This is a genomic window from Candidatus Foliamicus sp., assembly GCF_965221325.1.
Classification (GTDB): Bacteria; Pseudomonadota; Gammaproteobacteria; order Steroidobacterales; family Foliamicaceae; genus Foliamicus.
In genome coordinates, this window is sequence record NZ_OZ244880.1 from 1,862,228 (window position 1) to 1,881,166 (window position 18,939).

Consider the following 18,939-nt stretch of genomic DNA (forward strand, 5'->3'; position numbering starts at 1 on the left):
CCGCAAGGATATTAACGCCTGACCTTAACCCATAACGGTTGGCGCTTACCGCGATGCTCGGTGCGCGCAACGCAATACGAGATTGCCTTGCGGACGCAGTGGTTTCGTTTTACCTTTGACCGCCGTCGGAAATCTCCCTGCAACCCGCGTGCATGATTGACAAAACTGCAAATTCCTGCCGGGCCAGCCCGGCCGAAGTTCGATAGCGGCATGCTGAGCTACGCGCTGCGCAGGCTGGTGGTGGCCGTGCCCACGCTGCTGGTCATCATCACGGCCTCTTTTTTCCTGATTCGCGTCGCACCGGGCGGGCCCTTCGACCTGATCCCCGACCTCGACCCCGTGGCTGCCGAAAACCTGCGCAAGGCCTACGATCTCGACAAACCGCTGCTCGAACAATATGGCGCCTACCTGCGGCGGCTGGCCAGCGGCGACCTCGGCCCATCGCTGGCCTACCGGGACCGGAACGTGGCCGAGCTCATTGCCGAGGGGCTGCCGGTAAGCGCGCAACTCGGGCTGACGGCCATCGCCGTGGGGCTTTTCGCCGGGATGTTGTGCGGCATTGTGGCGGCGCTGCGCAAGAACTCGGCGCTGGATTTCACGGTCATGGCGGTCGCCACCATGGGCGTGGCCATCCCTACTTTCGTTACCGCGCCGCTGCTGACCCTTTTCTTCGGCCTCTATCTGGGCTGGCTGCCCCTTTCCGGCTGGAACAACGGCCAGTTCGCGCACATCATCCTGCCGGTGACGGCGCTGGCCTTGCCCACCATTGCCGGTATCGCGCGCATCACGCGTGGCTCGATGCTCGAATCGCTCAGCGCCAACCATGTGCGCACCGCGCGCGCCAAGGGACTGCCGGAATGGAAGGTGATCGCGCGGCACGTCTTGCGGCCGGCCTGCACACCGGTGGTCAGTTACCTCGGGCCGGCCATTGCCGGCGCGATGACCGGTTCGGTGGTGATCGAGACGATATTCGGCCTGCCGGGCATCGGGCGGGCCTTCGTGGAAGGCGCGCTGAACCGCGACTATTCGCTGATCTTGGGGATAGTGATCGTTTACGCCACGCTAATCCTGCTGCTGAACCTGCTGGCCGACATCATCTACGGCTACCTCGACCCCCGGGCGCGTCCGCAGTGAGCAGAGTCTCGGCAAGCCACAACGAATCCCCCGGCGCCGCCCAGGCCGCGCCCAGCCGCTCCCCGTGGCGGGACGCCATGTCCCGCTTCCGGCGCCACCGCGCGGCAGTGGCCGGCGCGTGGATACTGGGCGCAATAACGCTGTTGGCCATCGCGGTGCCCGAATTCTGGCCGAACAGCCTCGACGAGGTGAACTGGGACTACCTGGAGTCGCCGCCCACCATCGACAACTACCTCTGGTTCGGCACCGACGTGAATGGGCGCGATATGTTTTCGCGCACCTTCTACGGGGCCAGGATTTCCCTCGCCATCGGCGTCCTCACGACTTTGGTCGCGCTGGTGATCGGTGTGCTCTACGGCGCCATAGCGGGCTACCGGGGCGGCACCCTGGGCGACGTGATGATGCGGCTCGTCGATGTGCTCTATTCCCTGCCGGCGCTGTTCTTCGTGATCATCCTGGTGACCGTGTTCGGCAACAGTTTCCTGCTCATCTTCCTTTGCATAGGGGCCGTGGAATGGCTGACCCTGGCCCGCATCGTGCATGGGCAGACGCTCTCGATCAAGAACAAGGAATACGTGGAATCCGCACTGGCCCTGGGCTTGTCCACCCCCACGGTATTGATGAAATACATCATCCCCAACGTGATCGGCCCGGTTATCGTCTATGTGACGCTCCTGATCCCCATCAACATCATCGTCGAAAGCTACCTGAGCTTCCTCGGGCTGGGCGTGCAGGAGCCGTTCACGAGTTGGGGCCGCCTGATCTCGCAGGGCGCCGACGAACTCGGCACGGCGCCCTGGCTGCTGGTGATTCCTGCCGCCTTTCTGGTCATCACGCTGTTCTGCTTCAACTTCATCGGCGATGGCCTGCGCGACGCGCTGGACCCCAAGAGCCGGACGCGATGAGCGCGCCGCTGCTGGCCTGCGAAAACCTGCGCGTGCGCTTTGAGACGCACACCGGCGAGGTGCATGCGGTGAAAGGCGTGGATTTCGAGGTGACGAAGGGCGATTGCGTGGGCATCGTGGGCGCGTCCGGTTCCGGCAAAACCCAGACCGCGATGGCGCTGATGGGCCTGCTGGCCGACAACGCCGCCGCCAGCGGCAGCGTTAAGTTCAAGGGTCAGGAAATCCTCAACGCACCGCGCGCTCAACTCAACCGGATTCGGGGTCGCAAGATTTCGATGATCTTCCAGGACCCGATGACGTCACTGACTCCGTTCATGCGTATCGGCGCGCAACTGTGCGAAGTGCTGCATCGGCACTCCGGCATGACCCGGCAGGAAGCACGGGCGCAGGCGCTGGAAGCGCTTCGACTCGTGCAGATTCCCGAGCCGGAACGCCGCTTCGGCTTGTATCCCCACGAGTTGTCCGGGGGCCAGCGGCAACGGGTGATGATCGCCCAGGCGCTGCTGTGCGAACCCGACCTGCTGATCGCCGACGAACCGACCACGGCGCTGGACCTGACCATTCAGGCGCAGATTCTGGACTTGCTGCGGGCGCTGAGGAAGCGCGCAACCATCCTGATCATCACGCATGACCTGGGCGTGGTGGCCGGACTCTGCAACAAGGTGCTGGTGATGCACGACGGCCGCATCGTGGAACGGGGCGCGATAGAAGCGCTGTTCCGCGCACCGAAACACCCTTCCACGCGGGCGCTGCTGGAGGCCCTGCCCGGCGCGCCCGGCGACCTTAGCCAGGCTCCCGAAAAGCCGCCGGGTGCGACCCCCGCGCCGGAGCAGGAACTGCTGCGCGTTGAAGACCTTAAAGTGCATTTCCCGATCCGCGCGCGGGCCGGCATGCGCTCGGCAAGCGTACCGCTGAAGGCCGTGGACGGCGTTTCCTTGTCGATTGAGGAAGGGGAAACCGTGGGCATAGTGGGAGAGTCCGGTTGCGGAAAATCGACGCTCTCGCGGGCCATCCTGCAACTCGTCGGCGCCAGCGGAGGGCGCATCGTCTGGCAGGGGGAAGACCTGGCCCGGCTGAGCCGCAAGGCGATGGACGAGCGGCGGCGCGATCTGGGCGTGGTTTTTCAGGACCCCCTGTCCAGCCTCAACCCGCGCATGACCGTGGGCAGCATCATCGCCGAGCCCTTGCGGCGCTTTCACCCGGAAATGAGCCGCCGGGAGCGCGACGCCGCGGTGACGAGCGCGATGCGCGACGTGGGCCTGGACAGCGCGTATCGCAATCGTTACCCGCATGAGTTCAGCGGCGGCCAATGCCAGCGGGTGAGCATTGCCAGGGCGATGATCCTCAAACCCAAACTGGTGATCTGCGACGAACCGGTCAGTGCGCTGGACCTGGCCACCCGCCGGCAAGTGATCAGCCTGCTGCGCAAGCTGCAGAAGAAACACCGGGTTTCGGTGATCTTCATAAGCCACGACTTGTCGGTGGTACGGGTGCTGTGCAGCCGGGTTCTGGTCATGTACCTCGGTCATTTCGTGGAAATCGCCGGCTGTGACGAGCTGTTCGATGCGCCTTCCCATCCCTACACGCAGGCGCTTATCAGCGCGATTCCGGCGCCGGATTTCAAGAGCCCGGGACAGGCGGAGCGAATCATTCTGCGCGGCGAGGCGCCCTCTCCGGCCAACCCGCCTTCCGGTTGCGTGTTCCGCACCCGCTGCCGCTTGGCGACGGAACTCTGCGCCAGGGAAGAACCGCAATTGCGGCCCCTGGACAACGGTACGCAGGTGGCCTGCCATCACGTCTGAGCATGCGGACTTGGTGGCGGGTTCTACAACAACGCCGCGGTGCGGGATATGCGTATGGGCGAGCAATTTATCGACCAGGGGCGAACGTACAATGCGGCTTCACGCACACCCGATGGCCGCCGGCAAGGACAGGAGACGAGCATGCTGATGAACAACTGGTACGTTGCCGCCAAGTGCGACGAACTGAGCCAGGAGAAGCCCCTGATCTCGCGCATGTTGGGACAGAACTTCGTGCTCTACCGCACGCCCGACAACAAGCCGGTATGCCTGGCCAACGCCTGTTGCCACCGCGGCGGTTCCCTGGGGCTGGGCAGACTGGACGACGCCGGCTGCATTGCCTGCGGTTATCACGGCTGGAAGTTCAATCCCGAGGGCCAGTGCGTGGAGATCCCGGCGCTGGGCAAGCAGGCCACTATCCCCAAGCGCGCGCGGGTGGACTCGTATCCGGTGGAAGAACATTTCGATTGGGTATGGGTGTTTCTCGGCGACCTGGCGGAGAAAGACCGTCCGCCGATTCCGGCCAGCGAATTTCCCGAGTTTCACGACAAGGAGAACTGGCGCGTGGTGTCGATGCAGTTCGACGCACCGGTCAACTGGGCGCGCGGTCACGAAAATTCGCTGGACAGCGCCCATCCGGCCTTCGTTCACGCCAGTTTCGGGCGGCGCAGTGCGCCGGAAGTGCAGATCGTGCCGCTGAAGAAAAACGACTTCATGGGCTACAACGCAACCCGCGAGCGCGTGCCGCCCAAGCGCAGCCAGATCAGCGCCGATATCGCCAAGCTGGTGTCCGAGAAACGGGGCAATACCGTGGCCTCGACCGACTACTACATGGCCGGAATATCGCACCGCATCGACATCACGCGGCAGGGCAATATTCGGCAGGTGACGATTTCCGCGCGCACCCCGGTCGATCCCTACAATACGCGCGTCTATGCCCACCAAGCGCGTAATTTCCTGCTGGACGAGGAGAACGACGAAGCACGGCGCGACGGCATACGGCAGGCTTTCAAGGAAGACCTGGCGGCGGTCGCCAATGCCGAGCCGAAGTTCGTGGCCCGTTCCATGACGCATCAACTCGTGGTCGAGTCCGACCAGCTCGAATCGGCATTCCGCAAGGACTTGCTGGACAAGATCAAGCAAGGCTGGGAAATAGACTTCGACAAGTGGGCGGACGAAGGGCGCTACCGGAACTTCTCGATCCCCTCGCCGGCGCGCAGAAAAGACCCCAAGAACTGGGTGCACCCTCCGGCGCCCACTACTTTCGAGCGCCAGGACTAGGGCCGCACGGGCCCTGCTCCGGAACCCGCAGGCGCTATCGCCAGCCTGAGATTGCGTTATCGCGAGCGCAACACGAGCGCCTTCGGCGCGCCGAAGCGCTGCGCTCAAACCCAGGCCGCAAGAGACCATGAACCGACATCGCCTAGGGCTGGCAGGCGCGGGTTTTTGCAACTTCCTGCCCGCATGAAACCATGAACCGACCCTCCGTGAAGCCCGCACTTCGCACGGGCGAATTCGTGCCGCTGGTAGCGCTGTTGATTTCGCTGGTGGCGCTGTCGATCGACGCCATGCTGCCGGCGCTGCCGGCCATCGGCGAGGACCTGGGAGTGGCGCGCCGCAACGATGCGCAGTTCGTGATTACTTCCCTGTTCCTGGGTCTGAGCCTGGGGCAGATTCTTTTCGGCCCCCTGTCCGACCGAATCGGCCGCAAACCGGCGATTCACCTGGGGCTGGCGCTGTTCATGGCCGGATGCCTGATGAGCATCTACGCGCAGAGCTTCGAGTTGATGATCGCCGGGCGCATACTGCAGGGCATCGGCGTGGCCAGCCCCCGGATCGTGAGCGTTGCGCTGGTGCGCGATCAATACGAGGGACGTCAGATGGCGCGGCTCATGTCGTTCACGATGGCTGTGTTCGTGCTGGTTCCGGCAGTGGCGCCGGCGCTCGGACAGGCCATCATGTGGCTGGGCGATTGGCGCATGATTTTCGCGTCGTTCTTTATCGTGGCCGCGATCGCCTTCGCCTGGTTCACGCTACGCCAACCGGAAACGTTGCCGGCTGCCAGCCGCCGCCCGCTCTCGATGCGGGCCATGGGCAGTGCAGTGTTGCAGGTTCTGAGGATGCGGGCCGCAATGGGCTACACCATCGCCAGCGGGTTCGTATTCACGCCGTTTCTGGCCTATCTGAGCGCCTCGCAGCAGATCTTCCAGGAAGCCTATCGCACGGGGGCGATGTTCCCCGTTTATTTCGGAGCACTGGCGCTGGTGATCGGCGTGGCGTCGCTGGTGAACGGTCGCCTGGTGATGAAATACGGCATGCGCCGGCTTTCAATGGCCGCGATCCTGCTCAGCACTTCGGCCTCGCTGGCGTTCTGGGGCTTGACCTTCCCCTATTCGGGTCTGCCGCCGTTCTGGCTGTTCATGGTCTTCCAGCTCTTCGTGTTCGTGTGCCTGGGCCCGCTGTTCGGCAATCTCAACGCGCTCGCGATGCAGCCGATGGGAGAAATGGCCGGAGTCGGAGCAACCGTGGTGGCTTCGCTGGCCACGTTGGTGTCGGTGCCCCTGGGCGCGGCCGTCGCGCTCAGCTTCGATGGCTCCTTGTACAGCCTGGCGGCCTCATTCGCGCTGTTTTCGGCGGCCGCCATGGCCACGATGAAATGGGCCGGCGCTCAGAGCGACAGGAAGGGGTCGCGCTCGGTGTTGTAGGGCTCGTAGCCGCTCTTCGTGACGCGGAACAGGTCCTCGTTGTGGCCGGAACCCCAGCCGACTTCGAGGTACGGCAGATCCACAGTGAGCGTCATGTTCTCCTCAAGGACATGATCGAAGGAAGAAACGCCGAGGTTAGGCAGCCGTGAAGGATTGTCGTCGTGTTGCAGCCCCACCGAATGCGGCGTCACGAACACCGCATGCTCCGGCATGCCGGCCTTGATCATGGTATCGAGGCCGATGCGGCGCAAGGCAGAGTACTTGACGCCTGGCCGAATCGCATCGAACACGGCCTCTCTGGCGAGCTGGTTGGCGCGGCGGCGCTTTTCCAATTCCCTGGTCGGTTCGCCGAAGATGAAGGTGCGCGCGATATCGCCCATGTAGCCGTTGTAGTTGCTCACGCAGTCGATCAGGTAGGGTTTGCCGGCCACCAGCAAGCCGTCGTCCGGAAAATCGCCGCCCGGCATACCGGCAATCACGTTGTTGACGCGATTGCCGCGCAGCGCGCACTCGGCAAGGAAGATCTGCTCCACATCGGTGTGCCGCATACCCGGTTCCAGTGCCTTGATCGTGGCCATGCAGGCTTCGCCGTTGTTCCAACTGCCGAGTTTCTGATAGGCCAATTCCTGCGGCGTCTTGACCATGCGGATGAGCTGAAATACGCCGTAGCCGTCCACGCATTCCACGTCGGGCAGGTCCACCTGGGCGAGGAAGCGGGCGATGCGCATATCGTCCACCGCAACACGGCCTCTGGTGACGCCCTGGGCTTTCAGGGCGCGGGCCAGGCCCCAGGCAGCACTGGCCGCGATGTCGTCGCGAAAGCTGTCGGAGGCCGCTTTCCAGCGCTGCTCCCTGGGCGTGAGCTCGACATCATCGCGAAAGTGGTAATGGCGGGTCACGCCGCCCGACGGCTCTTCCGGCAAGCCGTCGGCATTGAAAGACGCCGCATTCCAGCCGCCGTATCCGTACGGCATGAGTTCGGCGGTTTCGCGGTCGCGGTTGGCGATGTCCCAGGCCGCGGATGATCCCGCCACGAGGTATATGGGCATATCCGGGTCCGGCGCCATGGTGGCGAAACCCGGATACTCGGTGATGAAGCGCTCACCGATAGTGCGCACATTGGTCATGTAATAGACGTTGATGGGGTCAAGCGCGACCAGCCCGGCAAGGCCGAACTGCTCCATCACGGCATAGGCGCGTTCCTTGTTGATCAGCGCAAGGCCCTCGAGCTCCGGCTTGGGCGGAGTGTGCCAGGCCGGCTTGCCCGCCGCTTTCGCTACGTCGGGCGCTGCCAGCGCCGGGGCCGCGGCGAGACCGCCAATGGCCGCGCGCCGCGTGATTCTCGTGGTCATGTCGCTGATCCCCTGCTGCTGTGCCGTCCCGATGATACGCCCATGCGGTGGAAGGCGCTTTGTACAGCCGGGAGGAATCGGTGTCGGGGGGTACCTGACAGCATTGCTTCGTAATGCGCATGATCAAACACAATTTCGCCGCTGTATCGCATCGAGCCTTGGGCTATGCTTCGCATTTGGCCCACTTGAGGCCATAGGTTGGGGGGAGAAGAGTTGGTGACGAATGCCTCAGACAGGAAGACGGTCAGCGCCATCAGGGTTAGTCAATGGCTCCCCGCATGGGATGAGATCGAATGGGAAGAGGCGGAGAACCGGAGCGAGCCCCCCAAATGGTTCTACGTTTTCAGCTTGCCAGCACACGACCTACGCAGGCTCTCAGGCGTTTACCGGAGGACAACGAAGCGTGAAACAAGTGCGCAAGACAAGGGTATCCAGCGCGAGTTAGACCAAGAACGCGCAAGAGAGATTGGCCGATTCGTGAAGTTTGGGTACCCGTGGTCGGACCTAAGTGCGGCAAAGCGGAAGTCTAAAGACTACCGGGATTTACGACAACCCGGATGGCTGCCGACGGCGGTGATAGTGAACATACTTACCCGCGCAGACACAAGGCGCGAACAATATGTGGATGAAGACGATCTGATCCAAGTCAAGGATGCCCAAAGCGGGGCGGCAATGCTCACTCTTCCCCCTGGGCTTTCGCGGCAAACTTGGTCTCCGGCCGAAACTCCGCCGATAGAAATCATTGACGGGCAGCACCGGCTTGCCGCATTCACGGATGAACCACAAGAGGGAAGTTTCGAATTGCCTGTGGTCGCATTTGTCGGCCTGGATCTCAGTTGGCAGGCATATCTCTTCTACACCGTGAACATCAAGCCGAAGAAGATCAACGCCAGTTTGGCATTCGACCTTTATCCGCTTTTGCGAACTGAGAAGTGGCTTGAGAAATTCGAAGGCCACTCGATCTATAGGGAAACACGTGCCCAAGAACTGGTGGACCGACTATGGTCCTCGCAGGATAGTCCCTGGCACCACCGGATCAACATGCTGGGGTCGAGAGGAGCGAAGGGTCTGATGGCGACGCAATCGGCATGGGTGCGCAGCATCATGGCGTCGTTTGTAAAGAGTTGGGAAGGACGCGGGGTCCGGATTGGTGGACTATTCGGGTCCAAGGTGGGTGTTCACAAGACCGTATTGCCCTGGAATCTCGACGTACAAGGGGCTTTCTTGATCTTTATCGGAAACGCACTACGGGATGCGATTGCCGAGACGAAAGAGGATTGGGCTGTTGAATTACGTACGCGCTTGGCCACCGAAGCGGGGGACCCGGCGTTCTTCGGGCAGCACAATCTGCTGAACCAGGACCAAGGGATTCGAACCTTGCTGCAAGTAACGAATGACCTCTGCTATCAGGCAGCGGACGAACTCGGATTAGACGATGTGATCCCTATGGGCGGACTTCAGCAGTCGAGCCACAGAACCATGCATGAAACCATCAAAGTGTTCGCGGAAAACGAACGCTTGGGTCGTTTTATTGGCGCACTTGCGCAAGAGCTAGCGAAGTACGACTGGCGGGCTTCCGGATGTCCGGGCTTGACAGACGAACAAAGGACCTTGAAGGCATCGTTTCGCGGAAGCGGTGGTTACAACGAACTGCGGCGAAGTGTGCTCATGCACCTGAAGGAATCGAAATCGAAGCACGTATCAAACGGCGCACAAGAAGCGTCCCGAGTGCTTGGATATGACCAGTATGCCGACGGATAAAGCCATTGAGGAAGCACTGAGTGTCGCAGCCAGGGAACGTGTTGTTCAAACGTTCAGCAGACTCCGGAAACACTGGGCGAACGACCGGTGGCTGGGCGAACAAAATTACTGTAGAAGGGATACCTCGGAACGAATCAGGAGTGCAGAAGGGACTTTCAAGGACTCGCAACTGACCGACTACATCGGTGCATCGACGATTGGACATTGTTTCGATGGATGGAGCTTCCTCGGTCGCGCCATTGAAGCTGAGTTGGCAGGCGACCCGGGATCCGCACGGCACCTCGGCTACTACGCTGAATTGAGAGCGGCTATGTCCCTATTGGCCTGCGAAGGTATCGGAATATTCGACCGGCACCACGCAGTTGTGCGATCGAACGGGTCATGCGAGGGTTTCGGAAAAGGGAAGCCAACTCACGAGGTAGTCTGGGATGTTCTGAATGCCTGGTCAAGGACAAATGAAAGCGCGGAACGCTTGATGGGCATCATTCGCCCTGACGGCATCCCTCTCGCGCAGTGGATTGGACAGTTCGGTGGATCTGCGCAATTCATCACACACAGTTGGCTTGAGCAGTGGGGCCTAGATCTCGAGCGCCTCAAGTCGGACCGCAAAGCGAGAAACCAGGCGAGCTATCGACCGGCTATCGTAAGCGGATCTCCACCAGCTGATGTCGAGCAGACCATCTTCGCAGTCGATGAACTGTGGACATTATGCGATCCAGGTGGAAGCGGCGGCTTCCCAGTCATGGATCGACATCTACTCAGGCGGGTACTGGTCCTATTGTTCGAACTCAAAGGCGATGGTCTCAAGCCGCCGGACAACATGGGCAAGTTCAAGCGGAGAGTGGAAAGGATGCTGAACGCAATGGACACAGCAGCTACTTGGAAGGAATTCCAGAAATTCCTGACGTTCGAAATGTCTAGAGTGCCTTCGTCACTGCTGGTTGATGCGAATGGCCGTGTCCAAGCGGACCATAAGAGCCACTCAAGGCAGGTCTTGGCGCGGGCAACGCTTCTCCTGCGCCTCGCAACGGGGTCGGTTTCGGATCTATTGAAAGCTTCTGGCTCCGACTTCGAGCGAGAACTCAAGTTCTGGTGGAATGGAGATGCCGTTCGTCGCCGACTATGGAGCCTGGGAGCGGCACCGGAATCTTTCCTAGAGCTCTGGAGCGATGTCGAAACTGCGCTGCGAGTTGCTGAGGAATGGCGGAGATCTCCTGACAAAGAGGCTTCCCACTGGGGATTTTGGACGGCCACAGGAGAGACCGGATGGATGCTATCTTCCTCCGAACGAGCATTCCTCTGGGGCATGACATGATCAAGTACATGGGCTCCAAGCGATCCTTGCTTCGAAACGGGCTTGGCGAGGTGATCAGGGCGGAGTCGAGGAAGAGCAAGAGAGTCGTAGACTTGTTTTGTGGGAGTGCCGCGGTTTCCTGGTTCGCGGCCATTGAGCTGGGCAAGAAGGTTCTGGCTTGCGATTTGCAGGAGTTTGCAGTTGCTTTGGCGGGGGCCGTGCTTAACCGCACCCAGCCAATCGATTTCGTCGCGCTACAAAACGGTTGGCTGAAGGATGCCGAGAAACGCCGCCGGGAGTACGTAGCATGGAGCGAGGCGTCAATGTTCCACCAGACGTGGGAGAACGATGCCAGGTGGCATCGCCAAGCTCAGGACTTGTGCGAGAGGGAAAATGCGAACGAGAAATTGCTCATGTTCAGCCGATATGGTGGTCACTACTTCAGTCCGATTCAAGCATTGTCCCTTGATGCCATGTTGGACAAACTACCGGAAGACAAGGAGCTGCGAGGCGTGTGCTTGGCCGCGACGATTGTGGCGGCCAGCAAGTGTGCCGCGGCGCCGGGGCACACTGCTCAGCCCTTTAAGTCGACTCGGTCCGGATCCAAGCACCTGCGGCAGGCTTGGTCACGGGACGCGTTCCGTGAAGCGGCAGTCGGGCTGAGAGGAATCGCGCCCCTTTGCGCAAGGCAATGTGGCACTACGTTGGTCGGAGACGCAAACGAGATTGCTAGTCGCCTACGGCAAACCGATGTTGTTTTCGTGGATCCGCCTTATTCGGCGGTTCAGTACAGCCGCTTCTACCACGTACTAGAAACGGTCGCCAGGGGGTGGTGCGGCGAAGTTGATGGGGTTGGTAGGTATCCCTCACGGGAGGAGCGACCTCAATCGCTCTACAGTCGGAGCGGGGATTCCTCGGCAGCGATAAAGGAATTACTGGAGTGTTTGTCGAACCGTGGCTGCAAGGTAGTGGTGACGTTCCCCTTGGGCAACTGCAGCAACGGGATGTCGGGTGAGTGGATCGAGGAAACGGCGAAGCAATTTTTTGAGGTGTCACGGCGAACCGTTAAGGCGAGGTTCAGCACACTGGGCGGAAACACGAAGATTCGAGATGCCAGGAAAGAGGCAAAGGAACTGATACTGGTGCTCAGAACGTAAGGGCAGACCAGAGGCGAATCGGCACACCGCGAGGCACCAACGCTGGTGGGCTAGCGTTCAGGCTTCGGCGTATGGGTCGTCTTGTGCGGGATAGTGGGCCTCGGTGACGAGGGAGGTGCGGTTGGGGGCGTAGACCGCACAACGGGCGTCGGAGAGCGCACAACCGGGGGCGTGGAGCGCACGACCGGCGACGGAGAGCGCACTACGGGGGGCGCGGAGCGCACTGCGGGAGACGGAGAGCGCACAACCGGAGGCGTGGAACGCACCTGGGGAGACGAAGAACGCGCCGGAGGCGATGACGAGCGTACCGCAGGAGACGGAGGGCGCGACCGGAATGCGCTGGGTGCGCGCACTGTGGGCTCTGCGCTACCTGGCGTAATTGGAGCGGGCGACTGTGTGGCGACAACCGGGGCTGTCGGCGTGTAGTGTTGCTCGGAAGGGGTCTCCGCCGTTCTCCGAGAGCGCCGCTTCCCGTCAGCGCCTTCCGACCCTCTTGAGGCGCGCGGCTTCGCGCGATCAGCCACGCGGCCGCCGCCGCGGACCAGCCTGGGGCGCGCTGCTAGCGGTGGTTGCACGTAGTACGGCGTGTGGATCACTGCGCGCGGCGAGTAGATCGTGCTCCGGTAGGGGGCGCGCCTTTGTTGCGCCGGAGCCTCGATCAAGACGGCTTCGGGATAGGCCTGCACGTACCCGAAGTTTCCGGAGATTTCGTCCGGCGAAAGACTTGCCGTTTCTTCCCCAGCCTGGCGCAGTGCGTTCAACTCGCTCCGAATCGCCTCGATTTCTCCGCGCAGGCTCTCGGTCTCCTGCGCCGTCTCGTCCATCCGGGAACTGGCGCCGGCGCCCAACTCCTGCATCTCAAGCCGCAGCGCCGCGATTTCCCCGCGCAGCTTCGCCGTTTCGCTGGCGGCACGCTCAGCCTCGGCGCTTGCGAATTCGCGGGCGGCCCGAATGTCGTTGCGCGCAGCGGAAATATCATCGCGCAGCAGTTGTGCTTCCTGAACAGCGCGCTCGAAGTCGGAAACCACCACGTCGCGCTGATCGTCCGCCGCACCGGCCGGGCCGGAATCCTCGGACTCGCCACCGCCGCAACCCGCAACAGCCAGTGCCAGCACAGCAAGCACCGCCATCGCATGCCGGGTCGGTATTTTCACGCCACCAAGTATAGCCCCAACACCAAAACGCCTTCTTGCTGGCACCCCTTGCGGGCTATTATCCCGATCCGTTAATATGCGAGTGTGCGGCGATTCAGGGACAGAAGCGCCCAACGGCTTTTCGATGGCATACACGAGCGCCGGCTCCCGCCGGACATTCAGCGGAGAGCGCGGATGACCAGTCTAGACAGCATTCATCCGGGTGAGCACTTGGCCGAGATTCTTGAGGAACTCGGCGTTAGCCAATACCGCCTGGCAAAAACCATCGCTGCGCCACCCCGACGGATCAACGAAATCGTGCATGGACGCCGGTCCATTACAGCGGACACTGCTCTTCGTATCGGACGAGCGCTGGGTATGACGCCGGAATACTGGCTCAACCTGCAGAAGATGTACGACCTCGATCGCGCCCGCGCCAGCAGCGATCTGGATCACATCGAACCACTGGTGGCCGCCGGTTAACCGACAAGCCGCTGCGCTATGGCGAGACAGGAACTGCGGTTTGGTGGGCGTATCCGGGGAAGGCTGGCGCCGTGCAAACCGCTCGTGTTGTCGGTTCTCGCGGTGGTGGCTTGCGGATGTGCGGAGCAGGCCATGCGCGCCGATTCCATGCCCGCGGGGCGCGAAGCAATTGCTGCAGGCGCCGCCGCAAGCCTGGTGACCTACACCGAAGACAGGGAGGTCTGCGCCGACCGCAACGCCCACCGCAATGCCTACTTCGGCGACCTGCACATTCATACGGCCTACTCGTACGACGCACGCCCGCTCGGCACAAGAACCACGCCGGCCGACGCCTATCGATTCGCCAGGGGCGAAGCTATTCCGATCCCGCCCTACGCCGAGGACGGTAGCGTGCTGATGACGCAGAAACTCAAGCAACCGCTGGACTTTGCGGCGGTTACCGATCATTCCGAGTTCTTCGGCGAAATGACGCTTTGTCTCGACGAAGAAAGCGAGGTGTACCACGTCGATTCCTGCAAGTTCCTGCGCGGGCAAGGCGGCCGCGGGCTTTCGCCCTTCATTCGCATCGTGATCAGCGAAAATCCGGAACGCGTGCCCGAAATCTGCGGTGAAGACGGTTCGGGCTGCGTCGAGGCCTCCGTTTCGCTGTGGCGGAGCACGCAGGACATGGCCGAAGAGGCCTACGACCGAACTTCGGCCTGCCGCTTCACCACTTTCGTGGGTTACGAATACACAGGCACGCCCAACAGCAACAACTACCACCGTAACGTCATATTCCGCAATGACCGGGTGCCCGAATACGCGATTTCCTATATCGAATCGCCCACGGATGTCGATTTGTGGGAGCAATTGACTGCGCAATGCCTGGAGGGCGTGGAAGGATGCGATGTGCTGGCGATCCCGCATAACTCGAATTTGAGTTCCGGCGCCATGTTTCCATCCTATGTCTCCGGCTTCGAATCGAAAGACACGGCGCGCGCGATAGCCGAACTGCGCAATGCCATGGAACCGGTCATGGAGGTGTTCCAGCACAAGGGCAATTCCGAGTGCTTCAACGGGCTGCCGGATATTCTCGGCGCCGAAGACGAACTATGCGAGCAGGAGCAGGTGCGCAGCGCCAGTCAGGAAGCGGCGGCGTTCACCGGCGAACCGCCCACAGTGCGCTTTTGCGAAGAGGGGGAGTCCGGGGTGCGCGGCTTTGTTCGTGCCGGCTGCGTTTCCAGAAACGATTTTTTCCGCAGCGTTCTCCTGACCGGCTTGCAGGACGAGGCCGTGATCGGCGTGAATTCCTACAAGATGGGCGTGATCGCCTCCACCGACGGGCACATTTCCACAGCCGGCGACACGCACGAGCATGACTGGCCGGGGCACCTGGCGCCGGAAACCGACTTCGAAACCCGACTTTCCGACCGCGGGAGCTCGCCGTTCGGGCTGAATGCCAATCCGGGCGGCCTGGCCGGCGTGTGGGCGGTGGAAAACTCGCGCGACGCCATATTCGAGGCGCTGCGCCGCAAGGAAGTGTTCGGCACCACGGGAACGCGCATCAGGCCCCGCCTGTTCGCGGGCTGGGATTTCGCCGAGAGCGCCTGCGAAACCAACGATAGCGCGGCGCTCGGCTATGCCCAGGGTGTGCCCATGGGCAGCGACCTGAGCGGCGCTCCCGCCGGCGCCGGGCCGAAACTGCTGGTCAGCGCCGTCCAGGACCCCGACGCCGCGCAGTTACAGAAGCTGCAGGTCATCAAGGGCTGGATCGATACGGACGGCCAGGCCCGCTACCAGGTTTTCGATGTGGCGGGACAGGAAAACAGCGAAGGCGAAGTGGACCTGCAAACCGGAACCTGGAGCGGCACGGGCTCGGCATCCTTGTGCACCGTGTTCGAAGATCCGCAATTCGATCCGGCCGAAGCGTCCTACTACTACCTGCGCGCAGTCGAGGTGCCCACGCTACGCTGGAGCTGGGCGCAATGCGTCGCCCTGCCCCCCTCGGAGCGTCCGGACATCTGCGACAACAAGGCTCCCAAGACCATTCAGGAAATGGCCTGGACTTCCCCTATCTGGTACCTACCCCAGTAGCCGACCCACGCTTGGCCGGGGGGCGTCTTGCGCTCCCACTCACTAGCCAAAACCGTCCGGATGCGAGCGATTCCAGCGCCAGGCATCCTCGCAAATCTGGTCCAGCCCCTGCGTAGCGGTCCAGCCGAGTTCCTCCTGGGCACGGCTTGAGTCGGCGCACACAAAGGGCCTGTCGCCCGGGCGGCGCGCAACCAGGCTATACGGCACCTGGCGGCCGCTGGCGTGCTCAAAAGCGCGCACCACTTCCAAAGTGCTGTGTCCGCGCCCCGTGCCGAGATTGTGCAGCAGCAAACGCGAGCTGTTCGCAAGCGCCTCAAGCGCCTTGACGTGCGCGCGCGCCACATCCGTCACATGCACGTAATCCCTTATGCAGGTTCCATCGGACGTTGGGTAATCGCTGCCGTATATTTCGAGCAGCCTCGCGCGGCCCGCGGCAACCTGGGCAATGCTGGGCAGCAGATTTTTTGGGGTCCCGCGAGGACTCTCTCCCAACAGGCCGCTCGGATGCGCGCCACTGGCGTTGAAGTAGCGCAAGATCGATATGCGCCAGCCAGGGTCCGAGGCGCGCAAGTCTTGCAGTATTTCTTCCACCATGCGCTTGCTGCGCGCGTAAGGACTGAGCGGCGCAATCGGCGAGTCTTCTCGTAGCGGCTCCGAAGCGCCTGCGTACAGCGACGCGGTCGAACTGAACACCAGCGACTTCACGCCGTGGCGCGTCATCAGTTCGAGAAGACGGACAGAGCCTGACACATTGCTTTCGTAGTAGCGCAGTGGCTGTTCCACAGACTCGCCCACCGCCTTGAGTCCCGCCAGATGAATGACTGCTTCGAAGCCGCCGTCGCCAAACACGCCGTCGAGCAAGTGCCGGTCGCGAATGTCGCCCTCAACGAACGGCACGTCCTTATCGGACAATTCGGCGAGCGCCGTCAACACGCCAGCCGATGCGTTGCAAAGATTATCGAGCAGAACCGGCTCGTGGCGGGCGGCGATCAACTCCAGGGCGGTATGACTTCCGATGAACCCTGCGCCGCCTGTAATCAGCACTCTCACCGGCGGCCGGTTTCCGCCGAGCGAACAGCAAGGTGCAACCGGGAATTCTCCGCGGCGCGATTCGGCGGAAGCCGGCGGCGTTTATCCGCCGGCAGCGGCACCCTCGGGGTTCGCCCGCTGCAGACCTTGATCGCAACAAGAAAGCACCACACCAATAGCTTCATGTCCAGAACAGGCGACAACTTCGCGATGTACAGATTGTCGTAGCGATACTTTTGTATCGGCGTGGCGTGGTAGCCGCCGCGCGCTTGGGCCAGCCCCGCGATGCCCGGCTGAACGCGCAGGCGCAGATCAAGCTCGGGTATATATTGGCCGAACAGGCGCGCCAATTCCGGGCGCTCCGGCCGCGGGCCAACCAGGCTCATTTCGCCCTTGATGATATTCACGATTTGCGGGATTTCGTCCAGGTTGAAATCCCGCAAGATTCTTCCGACCCGGGTTACCCGCGGATCGTCTTTGGAGGAAAACACCGCGCCAGTGGCATCCTCGGATTTCACCACCATGGTGCGAAACTTGAACATTTCGAAGGAACGCCCGCCTTGACCGAGCCGCGTCTGACGATAGATGACAGGCCCCCGGTCTTCCAGCCAGATTGCTAACGGAATCGCGAGGCACACCAGCAGCCAGACGGGCGCAAGCAAGATTGCGGCAAGAAAGATGACGGTAAGATCGAAAGGGCGTTTGTAAAGTGGGCGGAAACACTGTTCGGCGGTCACGCCCATTCGGGGCTGAGCACTATCCGTACCCAGCCCGCTTTCGCAGTTGCGCGCAGGGGCGGAAAGCGGCTGCCTATCAAGGCGCGAAAGACCGGCGGCGTTTTCCTCGCCTGCGATGCGAACGCCGCGCAAGACACTCTCCCAATCGGGCGAAGAACGCCGCGGAGATTGCGGATGCGTAGCGGCTGCGCGGTCTCCAGCACGCGCCCGCCGCTCTTGGTCAGGCACGGTCGCGCGACGCAAAATCGCACATTGACCGAATGCCGCTCGCCCGCGACACATTCGCGAAGCCGGCCCGGCCGCGCGTGACTTCGGGAGCGAGCTCGCCGCCACGGGTCTTGCCACCGCAGCGCTGAAGCATCGGATGTGGATGGCGCTCAAACACGAGAGCCGTTATTCTATGCGAGTGATGCAGGTGAGACGCCGCGAAAAATTCCGGTGGCCGCAAGGCAAGACAGACACTCGGACCGGCCCGCCAAATTGGCAGGGTTCTTGACGCCTGACCTCCTTGGCAGATGACGGCGATGCGTGGGAGCAGCCATGTCGTGCAGATGCAGCCGGAAACCTCGATGAAGCAGCGATGTAGGACCGGAGATGTCTCTGTTAAAACATCGCGCAAATCGCGCAAAGTACCCAAGGCGCCACGCGGGACCCGGGTTTACGCGATAGGAGACCTCCACGGCCGGCTTGACCCACTAACTCGGTTGATGGCGGAAGTCCGCCGAGACGCCCGAACGGCAACCGAGAATCGCCGTGTGCTGATCTTTCTTGGCGACTATGTTGACCGCGGCCTGCAATCGCGCCAGGTGGTCGATTTCCTGCTTGAGGATCCCGCGCCAGGCTTCGAAATTGTTTTCCTGAAGGGCAACCATGAGGCCCTCTTGCTGGACTTCCTCGCCGATGCCGGCAACAGGGACGCCTGGCTGGACGCAGGCGGAAACGCCACCCTGCTCAGCTATGGCATCAAGATGCCGCCGCAGCCGCGCAGCGCGGCTTGGCTGGAATCTGTGCGCAGTGCGTTTTGCGAGGCGCTGCCCGACACGCATCGTAGCTTCCTCAGCGGTCTTGCTACCAAGCATGTCGAGGGCGATTATGCTTTTGCACATGGCGGCATTCGTCCGGGCACTGCGTTTGAAGAGCAGCAAGAGCAGGACTTGCTATGGGGCTCCGAAGAGTTCCTGAAAGCCGGCGAAGACCACGGCAAGATCATTGTTCACGGACACTCGTTCAGCCCCGAGCCCGTTGTGACACGCAACCGAATCGGCATCGATACCGGCGCCTACGCCACCGGGCGCTTGACCTGCCTGGTGCTGCAGGGGGCGGCGCAGCGGTTCCTTTTCTCTTGAGCCATTGAGCACCGCACGGCGGGCGCCTTCG

Annotated in this window: 15 protein-coding genes; 11 read left to right on the plus strand and 4 right to left on the minus strand. The window is 62.1% G+C overall.

Annotation, left to right across the window (positions count from 1 at the left end):
* The first annotated feature begins 210 nt into the window (after positions 1-210).
* The 5 genes from ACWCOO_RS08040 to ACWCOO_RS08060 all read left to right on the plus strand — a co-directional run bounded on the left by ACWCOO_RS08040 (position 211) and on the right by ACWCOO_RS08060 (position 6,543).
* Complete coding sequence (locus ACWCOO_RS08040; RefSeq protein WP_446830474.1) at positions 211-1,134, plus strand: ABC transporter permease; 924 nt, start codon at positions 211-213, stop codon at positions 1,132-1,134.
* A complete protein-coding gene (locus ACWCOO_RS08045) occupies positions 1,131-2,039 on the plus strand; it encodes an ABC transporter permease (RefSeq protein ID WP_446830475.1) in 909 nt (302 codons plus the stop codon). Before ACWCOO_RS08040 ends, ACWCOO_RS08045 begins: the two co-directional genes overlap by 4 nt.
* Entirely contained in the window at positions 2,036-3,841 is a 1,806-nt protein-coding gene (locus tag ACWCOO_RS08050; RefSeq protein WP_446830476.1) for an ABC transporter ATP-binding protein, read from the plus strand. The genes ACWCOO_RS08045 and ACWCOO_RS08050 overlap by 4 nt, the downstream gene beginning before the upstream one ends.
* A gap of 141 nt (positions 3,842-3,982) precedes the next feature.
* The gene (locus ACWCOO_RS08055) at positions 3,983-5,119 is read left to right on the plus strand and encodes a Rieske 2Fe-2S domain-containing protein (protein WP_446830477.1); all 1,137 of its coding nucleotides are present in this window, start codon (positions 3,983-3,985) and stop codon (positions 5,117-5,119) included.
* 206 nt (positions 5,120-5,325) lie between these two features.
* Positions 5,326-6,543 carry a multidrug effflux MFS transporter gene (locus ACWCOO_RS08060; RefSeq protein ID WP_446830478.1) on the plus strand — a complete coding sequence of 406 codons (1,218 nt, stop codon included), beginning with the start codon at positions 5,326-5,328 and terminating at the stop codon, positions 6,541-6,543.
* Here the strand turns inward: ACWCOO_RS08060 and ACWCOO_RS08065 are convergent.
* Positions 6,507-7,895: a M24 family metallopeptidase gene (locus ACWCOO_RS08065; RefSeq protein WP_446830479.1), complete on the minus strand. Its 1,389-nt coding sequence runs from the start codon at positions 7,893-7,895 to the stop codon at positions 6,507-6,509. The genes ACWCOO_RS08060 and ACWCOO_RS08065 overlap by 37 nt on opposite strands.
* A 216-nt stretch (positions 7,896-8,111) precedes the next feature.
* Here ACWCOO_RS08065 and ACWCOO_RS08070 point away from each other — a divergent pair, with 216 nt between their 5' ends.
* Genes ACWCOO_RS08070 through ACWCOO_RS08080 form a run of 3 tightly spaced genes read left to right on the plus strand, consistent with a single transcriptional unit; the run spans position 8,112 to position 12,107 of the window.
* A complete protein-coding gene (locus ACWCOO_RS08070; protein ID WP_446830480.1) occupies positions 8,112-9,656 on the plus strand; it encodes a DGQHR domain-containing protein in 1,545 nt (514 codons plus the stop codon).
* Positions 9,634-10,971, plus strand: coding sequence for a hypothetical protein (locus ACWCOO_RS08075; RefSeq protein WP_446830481.1), 1,338 nt, complete (start codon positions 9,634-9,636; stop codon positions 10,969-10,971). The genes ACWCOO_RS08070 and ACWCOO_RS08075 overlap by 23 nt, the downstream gene beginning before the upstream one ends.
* Positions 10,968-12,107: a DNA adenine methylase gene (locus tag ACWCOO_RS08080; RefSeq protein ID WP_446830482.1), complete on the plus strand. Its 1,140-nt coding sequence runs from the start codon at positions 10,968-10,970 to the stop codon at positions 12,105-12,107. Before ACWCOO_RS08075 ends, ACWCOO_RS08080 begins: the two co-directional genes overlap by 4 nt.
* Before the next feature lie 50 nt (positions 12,108-12,157).
* On the opposite strand, the gene ACWCOO_RS08085 is transcribed toward ACWCOO_RS08080, so the two are convergent.
* Positions 12,158-13,261 carry a hypothetical protein gene (locus ACWCOO_RS08085; RefSeq protein ID WP_446830483.1) on the minus strand — a complete coding sequence of 368 codons (1,104 nt, stop codon included), beginning with the start codon at positions 13,259-13,261 and terminating at the stop codon, positions 12,158-12,160.
* 174 nt (positions 13,262-13,435) lie between these two features.
* Between ACWCOO_RS08085 and ACWCOO_RS08090 the strand changes: the two genes are divergently transcribed.
* Complete coding sequence (locus tag ACWCOO_RS08090; RefSeq protein ID WP_446830484.1) at positions 13,436-13,723, plus strand: HigA family addiction module antitoxin; 288 nt, start codon at positions 13,436-13,438, stop codon at positions 13,721-13,723.
* 18 nt (positions 13,724-13,741) lie between these two features.
* The gene (locus tag ACWCOO_RS08095) at positions 13,742-15,796 is read left to right on the plus strand and encodes a DUF3604 domain-containing protein (RefSeq protein WP_446830485.1); all 2,055 of its coding nucleotides are present in this window, start codon (positions 13,742-13,744) and stop codon (positions 15,794-15,796) included.
* 42 nt (positions 15,797-15,838) lie between these two features.
* On the opposite strand, the gene galE is transcribed toward ACWCOO_RS08095, so the two are convergent.
* Positions 15,839-16,846 (minus strand): UDP-glucose 4-epimerase GalE, encoded by a 1,008-nt coding sequence (gene galE / locus ACWCOO_RS08100; RefSeq protein WP_446830486.1) that lies wholly within the window; start codon positions 16,844-16,846, stop codon positions 15,839-15,841.
* On the minus strand, positions 16,843-17,694 hold the full coding sequence (locus tag ACWCOO_RS08105) for a sugar transferase (RefSeq protein WP_446830487.1): 852 nt from the start codon (positions 17,692-17,694) through the stop codon (positions 16,843-16,845). Before ACWCOO_RS08105 ends, galE begins: the two co-directional genes overlap by 4 nt.
* A gap of 437 nt (positions 17,695-18,131) precedes the next feature.
* On the opposite strand from ACWCOO_RS08105, the gene ACWCOO_RS08110 reads away from it, so the two are divergent.
* A complete protein-coding gene (locus ACWCOO_RS08110; RefSeq protein ID WP_446830488.1) occupies positions 18,132-18,908 on the plus strand; it encodes a metallophosphoesterase family protein in 777 nt (258 codons plus the stop codon).
* Positions 18,909-18,939: the final 31 nt, after the last annotated feature.

What these genes read in the sequence shown, in the direction of transcription:
- ACWCOO_RS08050 (WP_446830476.1), top strand. Translation starts at nt 2,036, where the DNA reads ATGAGCGCGCCGCTGCTGGCCTGCGAAAACCTGCGCGTGCGCTTTGAG.
- ACWCOO_RS08075 (WP_446830481.1), top strand. Translation starts at nt 9,634, where the DNA reads ATGACCAGTATGCCGACGGATAAAGCCATTGAGGAAGCACTGAGTGTC.
- ACWCOO_RS08065 (WP_446830479.1), bottom strand. Translation starts at nt 7,895, where the DNA reads ATGACCACGAGAATCACGCGGCGCGCGGCCATTGGCGGTCTCGCCGCG.
- ACWCOO_RS08110 (WP_446830488.1), top strand. Translation starts at nt 18,132, where the DNA reads ATGAAGCAGCGATGTAGGACCGGAGATGTCTCTGTTAAAACATCGCGC.
- ACWCOO_RS08080 (WP_446830482.1), top strand. Translation starts at nt 10,968, where the DNA reads ATGATCAAGTACATGGGCTCCAAGCGATCCTTGCTTCGAAACGGGCTT.
- ACWCOO_RS08055 (WP_446830477.1), top strand. Translation starts at nt 3,983, where the DNA reads ATGCTGATGAACAACTGGTACGTTGCCGCCAAGTGCGACGAACTGAGC.
- ACWCOO_RS08090 (WP_446830484.1), top strand. Translation starts at nt 13,436, where the DNA reads ATGACCAGTCTAGACAGCATTCATCCGGGTGAGCACTTGGCCGAGATT.
- ACWCOO_RS08040 (WP_446830474.1), top strand. Translation starts at nt 211, where the DNA reads ATGCTGAGCTACGCGCTGCGCAGGCTGGTGGTGGCCGTGCCCACGCTG.
- ACWCOO_RS08095 (WP_446830485.1), top strand. Translation starts at nt 13,742, where the DNA reads ATGGCGAGACAGGAACTGCGGTTTGGTGGGCGTATCCGGGGAAGGCTG.